The 12,676-nt window shown below is 64.0% G+C and carries 16 protein-coding genes; 5 read left to right on the top strand and 11 right to left on the bottom strand.

The annotated features are described in order from the left end of the window. Positions 1-2: 2 nt before the first annotated feature. From AC1D10_RS24245 to AC1D10_RS24235, 3 genes are read left to right on the top strand one after another with little or no spacing between them, the layout of a single operon-like run. Positions 3-794 (top strand): ATP-binding cassette domain-containing protein, encoded by a 792-nt coding sequence (locus AC1D10_RS24245; protein WP_477276314.1) that lies wholly within the window; start codon positions 3-5, stop codon positions 792-794. Beyond that, positions 791-1,750 (top strand): cyclase family protein, encoded by a 960-nt coding sequence (locus AC1D10_RS24240; protein ID WP_477276313.1) that lies wholly within the window; start codon positions 791-793, stop codon positions 1,748-1,750. Before AC1D10_RS24245 ends, AC1D10_RS24240 begins: the two co-directional genes overlap by 4 nt. 13 nt (positions 1,751-1,763) lie before the next feature. After that, positions 1,764-3,245 carry an amidase gene (locus tag AC1D10_RS24235; RefSeq protein WP_477276311.1) on the top strand — a complete coding sequence of 494 codons (1,482 nt, stop codon included), beginning with the start codon at positions 1,764-1,766 and terminating at the stop codon, positions 3,243-3,245. 83 nt (positions 3,246-3,328) lie between these two features. Here the strand turns inward: AC1D10_RS24235 and AC1D10_RS24230 are convergent, their stop codons facing one another. The 5 genes from AC1D10_RS24230 to AC1D10_RS24210 all read right to left on the bottom strand — a co-directional run bounded on the left by AC1D10_RS24230 (position 3,329) and on the right by AC1D10_RS24210 (position 7,165). Then, positions 3,329-4,600, bottom strand: a complete 1,272-nt coding sequence (locus AC1D10_RS24230) for an ROK family protein (protein WP_477276309.1) — start codon at positions 4,598-4,600, stop codon at positions 3,329-3,331. A 158-nt stretch (positions 4,601-4,758) separates the two neighbouring features. After that, positions 4,759-4,902 (bottom strand): hypothetical protein, encoded by a 144-nt coding sequence (locus AC1D10_RS24225; RefSeq protein ID WP_477276307.1) that lies wholly within the window; start codon positions 4,900-4,902, stop codon positions 4,759-4,761. 464 nt (positions 4,903-5,366) lie between these two features. Beyond that, a complete protein-coding gene (locus tag AC1D10_RS24220; RefSeq protein ID WP_477276305.1) occupies positions 5,367-5,963 on the bottom strand; it encodes a glutathione S-transferase family protein in 597 nt (198 codons plus the stop codon). A gap of 458 nt (positions 5,964-6,421) precedes the next feature. Next, positions 6,422-6,817, bottom strand: coding sequence for a hypothetical protein (locus AC1D10_RS24215; protein WP_379106335.1), 396 nt, complete (start codon positions 6,815-6,817; stop codon positions 6,422-6,424). 174 nt (positions 6,818-6,991) lie between these two features. Then, positions 6,992-7,165: a hypothetical protein gene (locus AC1D10_RS24210; RefSeq protein WP_477276303.1), complete on the bottom strand. Its 174-nt coding sequence runs from the start codon at positions 7,163-7,165 to the stop codon at positions 6,992-6,994. 261 nt (positions 7,166-7,426) lie between these two features. Here AC1D10_RS24210 and AC1D10_RS24205 point away from each other — a divergent pair, with 261 nt between their 5' ends. Continuing rightward, on the top strand, positions 7,427-7,738 hold the full coding sequence (locus AC1D10_RS24205; RefSeq protein ID WP_477276301.1) for a transcriptional regulator: 312 nt from the start codon (positions 7,427-7,429) through the stop codon (positions 7,736-7,738). 107 nt (positions 7,739-7,845) lie between these two features. Here the strand turns inward: AC1D10_RS24205 and AC1D10_RS24200 are convergent, their stop codons facing one another. Together AC1D10_RS24200 and AC1D10_RS24195 are read right to left on the bottom strand one after the other, a co-directional pair. Next, the gene (locus AC1D10_RS24200) at positions 7,846-8,316 is read right to left on the bottom strand and encodes a LysE family translocator (RefSeq protein WP_477276299.1); all 471 of its coding nucleotides are present in this window, start codon (positions 8,314-8,316) and stop codon (positions 7,846-7,848) included. Positions 8,317-8,419: 103 nt separating this feature from the next. Beyond that, positions 8,420-9,190: an EamA family transporter gene (locus AC1D10_RS24195; protein WP_477276297.1), complete on the bottom strand. Its 771-nt coding sequence runs from the start codon at positions 9,188-9,190 to the stop codon at positions 8,420-8,422. Here AC1D10_RS24195 and AC1D10_RS24190 point away from each other — a divergent pair. Then, positions 9,150-9,281, top strand: a complete 132-nt coding sequence (locus AC1D10_RS24190; protein WP_477276642.1) for a hypothetical protein — start codon at positions 9,150-9,152, stop codon at positions 9,279-9,281. The genes AC1D10_RS24195 and AC1D10_RS24190 overlap by 41 nt on opposite strands. Here AC1D10_RS24190 and AC1D10_RS24185 read toward each other — a convergent pair. The 4 genes from AC1D10_RS24185 to AC1D10_RS24170 all read right to left on the bottom strand — a co-directional run bounded on the left by AC1D10_RS24185 (position 9,253) and on the right by AC1D10_RS24170 (position 12,168). Further along, positions 9,253-9,834: a TetR/AcrR family transcriptional regulator gene (locus AC1D10_RS24185; RefSeq protein ID WP_477276295.1), complete on the bottom strand. Its 582-nt coding sequence runs from the start codon at positions 9,832-9,834 to the stop codon at positions 9,253-9,255. The two genes, AC1D10_RS24190 and AC1D10_RS24185, sit on opposite strands and share 29 nt — an antisense overlap. Before the next feature lie 138 nt (positions 9,835-9,972). After that, complete coding sequence (locus AC1D10_RS24180) at positions 9,973-10,425, bottom strand: hypothetical protein (protein ID WP_477276293.1); 453 nt, start codon at positions 10,423-10,425, stop codon at positions 9,973-9,975. Between the two features lie 280 nt (positions 10,426-10,705). Then, on the bottom strand, positions 10,706-11,560 hold the full coding sequence (locus AC1D10_RS24175; RefSeq protein ID WP_477276291.1) for a 23S rRNA (adenine(2030)-N(6))-methyltransferase RlmJ: 855 nt from the start codon (positions 11,558-11,560) through the stop codon (positions 10,706-10,708). Then, positions 11,557-12,168 carry a hypothetical protein gene (locus AC1D10_RS24170; RefSeq protein ID WP_477276289.1) on the bottom strand — a complete coding sequence of 204 codons (612 nt, stop codon included), beginning with the start codon at positions 12,166-12,168 and terminating at the stop codon, positions 11,557-11,559. Before AC1D10_RS24170 ends, AC1D10_RS24175 begins: the two co-directional genes overlap by 4 nt. Positions 12,169-12,676: the final 508 nt, after the last annotated feature.

Raw genomic sequence — 12,676 nt, 5'->3', positions numbered from 1 at the left:
CCATGGCCCAGGCAACGCTGCTCAGCCTGCGCGATATCTGCCGAAGCTTCGGCGGCATCCAGGCGCTCGACAATGTTTCGCTTGAAATCGCCAAAGGCGACATCATCGGACTGGTCGGTGACAACGGCGCCGGCAAGTCGACGCTGATCAAGATCCTCGCCGGCGCGCATGATCCGACCTCAGGCGATGTCATCCTCGAAGGGCGGTCGCAAAAACTGTCGCCGCCGGCCGAGGCGCAACGCCTCGGCATCGAGACGGTCTATCAGGATTTGTCGCTGATCGGCACTTTCACCGCGGCCGAGAACTTCTTCCTTGGCCGCGAACTCGCTCTTGGCCGCGGCCCCGCGCTGCTGCGCTGGATCCGCCGCAAATCGATGGGCGACACCGCGGTCAAAGGCCTCGATGAATTGCATATCGATATCCCCGGCGTGCGCTCAAAGACGGTCGAGCGCATGTCCGGCGGCCAGCGCCAGCTGGTGGCGATCGCGCGCGGCGCCTTCTGGGGCCATAAGCTGTTGCTGCTCGACGAACCGACAGCAGCGCTCGGCGTGCGCGAATCCCGCGAGGTGCTCGAGCTGATCAAACGACTGACCGCAAAAGGGCTGACCATCGTCATGGTCACCCACAATCTCGATCACCTCTGGCAGGTCTGCAATCGCGTGGTGGTGATGCGTCGGGGCCGCAAGGCCGCCGACCTCCTGAGTTCCGGCACCAGTATGGAAGAGGTCGTCGCCTACATCACCGGCGCCAAGGCGCCGCAGACCCGCTCCCCCAACGGCGAGGCAAGCGCATGAGCGCGACCGACGCGATGACGCTAGGCCGGCTTCTGGCTGAGGCGCCCAATCGCTGGGGCCATTGGGGCGCCGATGACGAGATCGGCGCGCTCAACTACCTGACCGCCGAAGAGGTCAAGCGCGGCCTCGCCACGGTGCGCGATGGCCGCACCTTCACGCTCGGCGTGCCGATCGCAACCCATGAGGGCGACCCCGTGTTCCCTGGCCGCTGGCCGGCGAAGCATTTCATGGTCGCCGACAAGGCCGGGTTCGAGAATGGCCACTGGCACCCTCTTCCCGGCGGCCTCGAATTCGCCGACGACTATGTCACCGGCTTCGCCCAGGCCGGTACGCATTGCGACGCGCTCGGCCACATGTGGTTCGACGACATGCTATGGAACGGTTTTGCGGCATCCAGCACCAATGGCGGCATGACCAAGGCCGGCATCATGCCTATCGCCGAGCGCGGCATCGTCGGCCGCGGCGTCCTGCTCGACATCGCCCGCTTCCGCGGCAAGCCGGTGCTCGACCGCGCCGAGACCTTCACCCATCACGACTTGATGGGGTGCGCGCGGGCACAAGGTGTCGAGATCTTGCCGCGCAGCATCCTTCTCATCCGCACCGGCTGGGTCGGTGCGCTGGCAGCGGGACGCAAGAGCATCGGCGAAAATTATTGGGAGCCCGGACTGACCTTCAGCCTCGATCTCGTGCGCTGGTTCGACGAGATGCAGATCCCGAGCCTGGTCACCGACACGCTGGCCAACGAAACCACCTACGAGCCAGGGAGCGGGCTGATGCTGGTGCTGCACGCGGCGCTGATGCGCAATCTCGGCGTCGTCTTCACCGAAATGGCCTCGCTCGACGCCCTGGCCGCCGATTGCGCAGCGGATCGTCGCTACGAGGGTTTCTACTGTGCCAGCCCGGCCAAGGTGAGCAAGGGCACCGGCGGCTCGGCAAATCCAGTATTCATCAAATAGACGGAATGGCTTCATGACTTCTGCAGACGACGCGACGCAGCTCTGTTTCCTGCCGGCCACGGAACTGGCCCAGCGCATCCGGCGCCGCGACCTGTCACCGGTCGAGGTGACCGAGGCGTATCTGCGCCGCATCGAGGCACGCAATCCGGTCATCAACGCCTATACGCTGGTTCTGGGCGACGAAGCGATGGACGCCGCGCGCGTCGCCGAAAAGGAGGTGATGGCCGGCGTGCCGCTTGGGCCGCTGCATGGTGTGCCGGTCGGCATCAAGGATCTCGACGATGTCGCGGGCGTGCCGACATCGATGGCGTCGCGGGCGGTCAAGAACCGGGTGCCGGAAACCAGCGCGGTGGCGGTCGAACGCCTGTTGGATGCCGGCGCCATCGTGCTTGGCAAGACCAACACGCCGGAGTTCGGCCACAAGGGCATCACCGACAATCTGCGCTTCGGGCCGACCAGCACGCCTTTCGCAATCGGCTACAATTCGGGTGGCTCGTCGGGCGGCAGCGCGGCGGCGATTGCCGACGGCATGGCGGCGCTGGCGCAAGGCACCGACGGCGGCGGCTCGGTGCGCATCCCTGCTTCGTTCAGCGGCACTGTCGGCTTCAAGCCCTCCTTCGGCCGTATCCCTTCAGTGACGCGCCCCGACGGGTTCCTGTGGGGACATCCGCTGGTCCATATCGGGCCGCTGGCCCGCACCGTTGCCGATGCAGCGCTGATGACCAGCATCATGGCTGGCCCGCACAGCCGAGACCCGCTTAGCCTGCCGGACGATGGTGTCGACTATGTCGCCGCCGCCGGCGGGCAGACACGTCCGCTGCGTGTCGCCTACAGCCCGCGCCTCGGTAATTTCCCCGTCGACCCGCAGGTCGCGAGCGTGATTGCGGCCGCGGTTGAAACCATGCGGGACAATGGCATTGCGGTCGATGAGGTCGAGCTCGATTTCAAGGCCGATCACAAGGAGCTGGCGGCGTTGTGGGTGCGCACGATCTCGATCCACTATGCGGCGATCGCCGTGTATTGGAAACAGGAAGGCATCGACCTGATGGGCGAACACGCCGCGGTGCTCACCCCGCAATTCCTGGCCATGCTGGAGGGCGCCTACAAGGTGACCGCCGTCGAGCACGCCCTCGACGGTCTGTTGCGCACCGGCGTCCATGATGGGCTCGAAAATGTGTTCGAGACCCATGACCTGATCGTCTCGCCGACGCTGGCCATTCCGCCGGTCAAGAATGCCACCGACTGCAACACGATCGGGCCGACCTCGATCAATGGCGAGGCGGTCGATCCGCTGATCGGCTGGTGCATGACCTACCCGATAAACTACACCGGCCACCCGGCGATCTCGGTCCCGGCCGGGCTCACCCCGCTCGGCCTGCCGGTCGGGATGCAGATCATCGGCAAGCGGCATGCCGATGCAAGCGTGCTCGCCATGGCCGCGCGCTTCGAGCGCATGCAGCCCTGGTTCAAGAGCTATCCGGGGCTGAAGGGGTAGGCGGAGCGCTGACGCTGCCGATCTCCCCCCTTGCGGGGAGATTGGCTCTCACCTTGGCTCTCACCTTGGCTTTCGCCAGTCGCCTAAATCGGCAGCTGCAGCAATTCCGAGATCACCAGCCCCGCAGCACCCAGCAGGGCCGCGCCGTCACCCGCGTCGCCGGCAATGAACTCCATCGTGCTGCCCGGCCGCGCCGGCACCATGGCGCGGACGTGGGCGGCGATGGCGTCGAGCAGACGATCGCCGCCGAGCACCACATCGCCGTGCAGGATGAAGACGTTGGGCGCCACCGTCTGCTGCAGATTGGCGATGCCGACGGCGACGTTGCGGGCGTAGCGGTCAAGCAATTCGGCCGCGCCCGGCAACCGCCGCACAGCCATGTCGACAAGGCGGGCCGAATCGATCAGATCGGCTTCGGGCAAAGCCGCACGCGTGGCCTCGCGTCGCAACCAGCTCAGCGTGGCGAGGGTGTCCCAGCAGCCGCGCCTGCCACAACGGCAGAGCTCGCCGTCGAGCTGCACGAAGGTGTGGCCGAGTTCGCCGCCGGCGCCAGCCGTGCCACGATAAAGATGGCCATCGAAGTAGAGTGCGCCGCCCAGCACTTCGCCGGTGTAGACGACAGCGAACTGCCTGACGCCGCGTCCGGCGCCGAACCAGCGGTCGCCGACCAGCAAGGCGCGCGGATGGTGGTCGAGCTTGACGGGCAGACCGAAACGCCTGCCGAGATCGTCGGCAAGCGGGTAGCGGTCGAGTGAGGGCGCGAGGTTGACGGTAACGATCGAGCCGCGATCGGTATCGACCATGCCCCCGACACCGACGCCAATACCGAAGGGCGTGCGCCGCGCCTTGGCCAGCGTATCGCCGACGCATTGCGCGATCGTTTCGATGATTGGCTGAACCGGCCCCCTGCCGTCGGGCAGCGCCATCTTGCGCTCCGACTCGATCTTGCCGTCAAGCGTCGCAACGCAGGCATGGACAGCGTCCGGCATCAGCAGGACGCCGCAGATCGGACGGGCATGGGGCGAAAACCACAGCGGCCGCGCCGGCTTGCCGCCGCCGGGATTGGCGGGGATGGGATCGCTTTCGACCAGCACCTGATCGTCGATCAGCGGCTGGACGATGCCGGAAATGGTGGTGCGGTTGACGCCGGCAAGGCGCGCCAGCTCGGCGCGGCTGGTCGGCCCGAGATCGAACAGGGCCTGCAATACACGCCCGCGATTGGTGGAGCCGACCATCGAGGAGGACAGCAGTGCCTTGCGCCCACGCCCCGCCCTTTCCGTGCCGGCACCATCGCCGGGCGGCGTGAACGCTGCGTTGCGTGCGCCGTTCGGGCTGTCGTCGTCGGTAATGTTCATCGCTGGGTTTTCACAGAGACATTCTCAAAAACCTTTCTAGCCCAGGAGCTTGCCGGTTTCGAGAACTTTGTGCGAGACGGCAACAAACTCGCCGAAAACTGTATGCCGGCCCTGCCCGCGCCAGCTTCGCTGCCGCCTCAGCGCCTCACCCGGGGACCTTAAAGTGTCTCGGCAGGTGGGTGGACCGACGGCTTTTGCTGGAAACCGTCATGGGTCGGAATCGACGGCAGCCGGTCGAGCCATTTCGCCCGCGAGCGCATGACGACCTGCGCATCCGGCCGATAGTCGTCCGGATCGGTCATCGTGGCGGCGTGAACATGAATCTCGGTGGGCCATTTGTCGGAGCGGGAATATAGCCTTGAGCCGCAGGACGGGTAAAAACCGCGAAATGTGGTGGGCTGCTCTCGTAATGCACGATGTCGCCGGTCCAGGTCAGATGCTCCGGTCTCATCCCCAGGACGGCCGTGAACGGGGCGGACGTGGCGCGCTGGCAATCGGCGGTGTGACAGCGTCGCTTTGCGACCTTGTTGGGTCTCAAGTTGTAGGAGCTGCCGATCTCCCCCTTGCGGGAGAGATGGCCGGCAGGCCAGAGGGAGGTGCGAAGGAACTCGGCCTCCGTCCCCAGCACTCTCGTCTTGAGCTATGCTCGGAGATGCTGCCAACGGACAGGTTGGCAGGACAGCACCCATCTGCCCTGCCGGCATCTCCCCCGCAAGGGGAGAGATTGGACGTCACGCCGGCTTTCGCCAATCTCCAACCTCGTCGCTCACCCCGGCACCGCCGGCTTCAGCTCCGGGAACTTCTCGTCGAAGCGCGCTGCCCAGCGCGTCAGCCGGGCGCGGCCCTTTTCCCATTTTCCGGCAAAGCGCAGTGCGAGATAGCCAAGGCAGGCGCGCAGCGCCATGTGGCCGGCGGTGATTTTCTTCGGCAGCTTTGGCGGGTTGGCGTTGAGCAGATCGAGCGCTGCCGTGATCTTCGCCCACTGCCTGTCGAGCCATGGCTCATAGACCATCTCTTCAGGCCGGGTGCGCCGCTCATAGACCATCGACAGCGCGCAATCGCAAATGCCGTCCGCCAACGCCTCCAACACCTCCGCATCGAGGCGCTTGTCGGGATTGCGCGGAAACAGCGCGCTCTTCGAAACACGGTTGAGGTGCTGGGTAATAGCGCGGCTGTCATGGATCGAGCGGCCATCGTCGAGCACAAGCACCGGGATCTTGCCCAGTGGATTGGCGCCGATCAGTTCGCCCGGTTTGTCCTCGGTCTTGATCGGCACGAGATCGATGGCGATGCCGGCATAGGCTGCTGCCATGCGAACCTTGGAGCTGTAGGGAGACGAGGAAGCATAGAGCAGTCTGGACATGATCGGGTTCCTGTTTTGCCGGCCGGCACTTTTGCCCGGGAGTGGCTGCCCGGCAATGGCCAGGCGACAAAAAACCAGCTGCCAGAAAACCGGTGATGGTTTCCTGACCATGACCATTGCGACATGGCCACAGTGACATGGCTACAGACGGATCCGCGATCAAACGAGCAAGAAGATCTCAGCAGAGCGGAAGCATCCGATCTGCTTTTCAATCCTCCGCAACCCCGGCTTCGCGGCGGGGCATTCGTTTCATGACCAGGCACGAAAGAAAGCCAAACCGCGCGAGCAAGCGAGGCAGCCTGTCCGGCGCCTCGCTTTGCTGCCCTGGCCCCCTCCGACGATCATGCGCATGGCCCGAAAACCAGATTCGGTTTCCGGAATGATCATGCGCCGATCGCAAGTGTCAAAGCGTTCTCCGTGCATCCAGCAGGACACACGGTGCTCCAACAAGACCCAGTCTACTTCTTGGCCGGCGCCTTCGCCTTTGCCGGCGCTGCCTTGGCCTTGGGGGCCGCGGCTTTCTTCACGGCAGGCTTCGTTGCCGCCGCTGCCGCTTTCTTGGCCGGGGCTGCCTTTGCGGCGGGCTTGGCCGCGGCCTTCGCGGGCGCTGCTTTCTTGGCTGCGGGTTTCGCCGCCGCCTTGGCTGCAGGCTTCTTGGCCGGTGCCGCCTTGGCGGCTGGCTTTGCCGCTGCCTTCGCCGGCGCTGCCTTCTTCACTGCCGGTTTTGCCACGGCCTTGGCCGCTGCCGGCTTCTTGGCCGGTGCTGCTTTTGCCTTTGCCGGTGCTGCCTTCGGCTTGGCCGCGGGTGCTGCCTTCTTCACTGCTGCCGCGACCTTCGCCGTTGCTGCTTTCACAGGTGCTTTCTTTGCCGGTGTCTTGGATGCCGGCGCCTTAGACGACTGCTTCGCCATATCATGCCCCTTGCGTTACGCCGACGGCCGTGAATGACCTCGACGGGGAATGCATATCTGACTCGCGGCTCTCTAGCCAGCGAAGCATAAGACTGATTTTCGCAGCTTAAATTTTGGTTACTGATGGCACACGATCATGCTGATCATCGCAAAAATCCTTCCCTGATCTTTGACCATTGCCGGAAGTTCGCCGCCGACATTCTCCGCGCCCTGCGAGACCGGCCTCGCCGTCAAGCTCCGAAGGTCAGCGAGCATGATCTGCGGCATGATCGGTGCGAACATCTGGTGCAAGCGGACGATCTACACGGATCACATGAGCAATGCGCTCACCGATCGCTGCATCACCTTGTCAAGGGCGATCCCATCACCGCTTGTCGCGAATTGACAGATAGCTCTATTTCACAGAGTATTCTGCATGATACGAAGGAGTGCCTCGATGTCGATCGCACACGAGCAAGCGGCGCTGTTGCTGTCCCGGATCTCCGAGATATCGCCCCATGGAAGCCGCCTCGTCGGTGATGGTCTCCGGCTTCGCCGCGCCGGAGCCAATCGATGAGCGCCGACGAAATCATCCACCAGAGCACGCGGCTCAGGATCATGGTCGCCCTGAACATGCTGGAAAGGCGCGAGGTGCTGGAATTCACCCGGCTGAAGGCCATCGTGGACGTCACCGACGGCAATCTCGGCGCGCATCTCGATACGCTGGTCAGGGCCGGCTATGTCGAGATCGAAAAGCTGTTCGTCGGACGCCGGCCGCAGACGCGGGTCAGAGCAACGACGAGCGGACGGCGCGCGTTCCGCAGTCACGCCGCTTTTCTGCGCAAAATTCTTGATCAGGCCGGAGTGCCGCAGCGCAGAAAATAGCGCGCGATTCTCTATCGCATGTTTTCTCATGTTTTGACACAAGTCCCTAAGGGAAAGCGCTATGCGCTTTTCCCGGGAACACCGTTTCGCACTTTCCTGGAACTGCTTTAACGCGTGGCGACCACGGCGACGCCGGCGCCGATCATCACTCCGCCAGCCGCACGGTTGACGCGGCGCACGACCCTCGGGGTGCGCAACAGGGTGCGGGCGCGGCCGGCGAGAAGGACGTGGCCGCCGATCACCACGAATTCGACAGCCAGGATCACCATCGTCAGCACACCGAGATGACCAACGTCGAGTGACGCGCCGACCACGTTCGGCAGCAGCGCCACGTAGAACAGCGGCATTTTCGGATTGCCGAGATTGAGCGCGATACCCGTGGCGAAGATCGTCAGCAGCCCGCGCCGTCCGGAGATGGGTTGCAGTTCCGGCACCAAGGGCACGGCAGTCCACAACCTGATGCCCATCCAGATCAGATAGGCCGCACCGCCATAGCGAAGCACCGTCATGACGATCGCCGTCTTGGCGGCGAACACGAAGAAGGCAGCCGCGAAGGCAAGGATGGTGGCAAGGTCCATGAAGACTCCCGAAAGTGATCTGTCGCTCTCGGGCGTTCAGACTAGCCGGTTTGCCTGTCGGCGACATCAGGAAATGTCGGGCTCGGCGCGACGCACATTGTCGTCACGGCTGATAGCCGAGGCAGATGGCGCCCAGCGCGACAATGGCGCAGGCTCCGACCCGCCGCGGTGTCAGCATCTCGCCGAGAAACAGGCGCCCGATGAAAGCGGCGAAGACGACGCTGGTTTCACGGATCGCGGTGATGGGACCGGCCGGCCCGAGCGCGAAGGCGGCGACCACGACGCCATAGGCCAAAAGCGCGAACAGGCCGCCGCCCAGCGCCTTCCAGGTTTCCGGCGCCCGCAGGTCGACGATGAGTCGGCCCCGGCAGGCAACGAAGGTCGCCGGCAGCAACGCGCCGTAGATCACGAGAACCCAGGCGGTGTAGGCGCCGGCATTTTCCGCCGCGCGAACGCCGATCGCATCGACCGTCGCATAGGCGGCGATGATCGCTCCCGTTGCCAGTGCATAGAGTATCGATGTCGTGACGGCCCTGCCCCTTCCGAACGACAGGCCCATGATGCCGCCGGCGACCAGCGCGACGCCGACGGTCTGCGGCAGGGTGAGCTGCTGGTTGGCGAGGAAAAACCCGCCAAGGGAGACAAGCAGCGGCACGCTGCCACGAACGATCGGATAGACCTGTCCCAGTTCGCCATATCTGTAGGCGGCGACCAGAAAGACGCTGTAGCCGACCTGAAGGCAAGCCGAGAGCACGACATAGGGCCAGGCAGGCGCGGCTGGAAGGGCGTGAAAGATGGCGAAGGGAATGGCGAGCGCCGTACTGGAAAAGCTCATGACGGTGACGGTCCACAACCTGTCGGCCCCCGTTCGCAAGAAGGCGTTCCAGGTTGCGTGCAAGATCGCAGCAAACAACGCGAGCCCGATGACCAACGGGCTCATTGCGGCCGGCGCGAAGCGGCGATGATGCTCAAGGCCGCCTTGCGGGCGTCGCGTATGGCGGTGTCCGCCTGCCCCATCTGCGCCAGCAGGGTCGCACCTTCGATCAGCATCAACAGCGCCGCGGCCACGCTCCCGGCGCGGCCGCGTGGCATCGCTTCTTCGAGGATTGACTGCAAGCGCCGCTTGAGGCCGTTCTTCTGCCTGGCGACGGCCTTGAACACCGGATGCTCGGGATCGCCGAACTCGGCCAGCGCGTGCGCAAACAGGCAGCCATGGAAATCCGGGCTGCGAAACCAGCGCTCGTGCCAGTCGAAAATCTTTTCAATCTTCTGCTCGGGCGCGGCCACCTCTCCGGCGAGGCGGTCCAACTGACGGTCAAAACGCCTGGCGCGATAGTCGAGCACCTCGACGATCAGCTCGTCCTTGCTGGGAAAGTGACGATACATCGTCATCTTGGCCACATCGGCCTCGGCGATGATCCGGTCGATGCCCGTGGCATGGAAACCGGCGCGCTTGAACAGCGCGTAGGCCGTTTCGACGACGTGCTGGCGTTTGTCGGAAACAGGCGACGAGGTCATGGCGCTTACCAGTGATGAGACAGGTCTGTCTCATAGTTATGCGAGAGTTCGTATCTTCTGTCAACACAGCACGGAAAAGCGCCCGCAGCTGATCAAGCCGCAGGCGCCAAACGAAATTGGGAAACTGGAAAGCCGCGTTCAGCGCAGGATGCGGCAGCGGCCGTTGTAGACCATCCAGCGGTCGAAGCCCGAGACGCAAAATTCGACATTGTCGCCTATCGAGGCGAAGCCCTGGCCTTCTTCGATCAGGTACCAGATGGTGCGATCACGGCCGTCCGACAGGCTGACGGTGGCGCCGCAGTAGCGGCGGCCGATCGGCCAGGTTTCGTTGGCCGCCAGATAACGATGCTGGTGGATACGTCGGAAATCGGTGATCTGCACGTTCGGCAGATGCGGCACGTGATGCACCTGGTAGGAGAAGCGGCTGGTGATCTTGTTCAGCACCCATGGCTGGCCGCAGACGCCGCCATCATCGTCGGAATAGACGCCAAGGTCGGCCGCCTGCACGGCCTGGGTGACGCCGAGAGGCGCCGCGAGCGGAGTGCAGAGCGAAATCAGGGCAGCAAGTGCGGATTTGGCAAAGCGAGTCATGACAGCCTCTCAAGGTCGATTGCGCGCACTCTGCGGATTCGCTTGGCGGCGGTCAAGCGGTTGTGGAAACAATGGTTTCCCAGTTCGGAACGACCTTGGCCAAAGCCGGACTTGCAAGGAACCGGAATGGCTGCGGGGATCGCTCCCAAGAGCTGCGCGTCGGCTTGTCCGGCAAGTCAGCCGACTTGAGAAAGCCCCCGACTGATTGCCGATTCTTGCCAGCGCGAGCGACGCGTGTCGACGAGCCCTTGCAGATAAGGGCCCCTCCGAAAACCTTCCGTCAAGCCTGCTCGCCGGCCAGCCATTCCATTGACCAGTGCGCCGGCTTTCCCACGGCGAGCAATCTGTGCAGAGCCGGCAGCAGCGCCCGCAGTTCGCCCTCCAGCGTGAAAGGCGGGTTGACGACCAGCAGGCCGCTGCCGTCGAGGCTGGGTTCCGAAGAAGCGGGCCTGATCTCGAATTCTATGTCGAGCAGCTTAGGAATGCCGGATTGCCTCAGCGCCTTCCTGAAAGCGATGACCGCCTTGCGGTCCTTGATCGGATACCACAGCGCATAGATGCCGCCCGGCCAGCGCTTGTGCGCCCTTGTGAGCCCATCGACGAGGCGGTCGAACTCGCCCGCTTCCTCGAACGGCGGATCGATGAGCACCAGGCCGCGCTTTTCCTTCGGTGGCAGATGCGCGCCGAGCGCCAGCCAGCCATCGAGCTCGATGATGCGGGCCTGGAAATCACCGGCAAAGAGTGTCCTCAGCTTGCCTGCATCCTTGGGGTGCAGTTCGATCGCCGACAGCCGATCCTGCTTGCGCATGAGATGACGAGCGATCAGCGGCGAGCCCGGATATTTCTGGATGCCGGCCTCGGGATTGAGCGCACGCACAGCGTCGAGATAGGGTGCCAGAAGTGCCGCCACCGGCGCGGCGAACGGGGCATCGATCAACCGGCCGATACCGCCTTGCCACTCGCCGGTCTTCTGCGCCTCGACCGAGGACAGATCGTAGCGGCCTATGCCGGCATGGGTGTCGATGACGCGAAACGCCTTGTCCTTCTGCTTGAGATATTCCAGCAGTCGCGTCAGCACGACGTGCTTGACAACATCGGCAAAGTTTCCGGCGTGATAGGCGTGGCGATAATTCACTTGGAACCCCTGCCCCAGCGCGGCGGTGGCGGCTGCGAATTCGGATTTTCCGGCCTGCCGCCACTGGTGCGCAAGGTCAGCAAAAACCCGATCAAGCCGATCGCCATGAGCGAGTAGCCGAGCGGCCGAGCGCGGCCGTCGATCTCGCCGACACCAGAGCGCAGGATGAGGTCGACCGCCCGCATCGGGATATCCTCCGCGTCGCCTGGGCCGACGGTGAAGAGGTAGGCGCCGGGCCTGACGGTCGCGATGMGGCCGGCCTCATCGCGAAAGATCTTGTCGGGTAGTTGCGGGCTGGCCTGGCGCGGGTTGTCGGAATGGTTGAACTGCAGCGTCGAGGCGAGCACCGTGCGGCCATTGGTGGCGGCAGTCAGCGTCAGCACCGTGCGCTGCTGCGAGACGATGCGTTCGGCCCTTGCAGTCAGGTCGACAATCACCCGCACCGGCGCGTCGCGGCTGCCGAGCGGCACCTTCAGCGGCTTGAACCGGCCTTGCTCATAAACGCGCCAGGTGCCGATCTCATGGCCCGAGAAATTGCTCATCGCCCAGGGATAGATGACACCGATGCCGCTGCCGGCGAGCAGGATCAGAACAAACAGAAAGCGCATGCGAATAATGCCCCCTTGATGCGACTATCCTGCATTGGCACTGTCGCGGATACGCTCCATCTCGTCCAGTAGCATATCGAGGGAAAGTCCCCTCGCCAGTTGCTCGTCACCGACCGTGGTCACCGCCGAAGGGCCTTTTGCTCACCCATAAGGTAATAGCTCGCGGCGCGGAACAGCCGTGCACTCAGCTCTGGACCGAAGCCGCCTGCTTCGAGCAGGGCGAACCGGACCAATCTGGGATAGCGCGGTTGCCTTGTTTCGTCGCTGACCCCTGACGGTGATGGCCCGCTGACACAGGCCATCGTATCTATTCTGCTCATATCCTTGTCGGGCAACAATACGCACGCAACTCTACCTATGCGCGTTGAATTGCGGCACCGGGCTCTCCTCACTGTCGAGCTTTGATTCTGCCCCGAAACAGCTTGCCGCATTCGACTGGATATTTTTCCGTGACCTAGGCAATACGCTGATTCACAACGAGGATCCGCCCTGTACACCCAACGTCCGG

The organism is Mesorhizobium sp. P2_A8, from assembly GCF_056404935.1.
The sequence above is the reverse complement of the archived record's forward strand: the minus strand, read 5'-3'. Positions and strand labels throughout refer to the sequence as shown.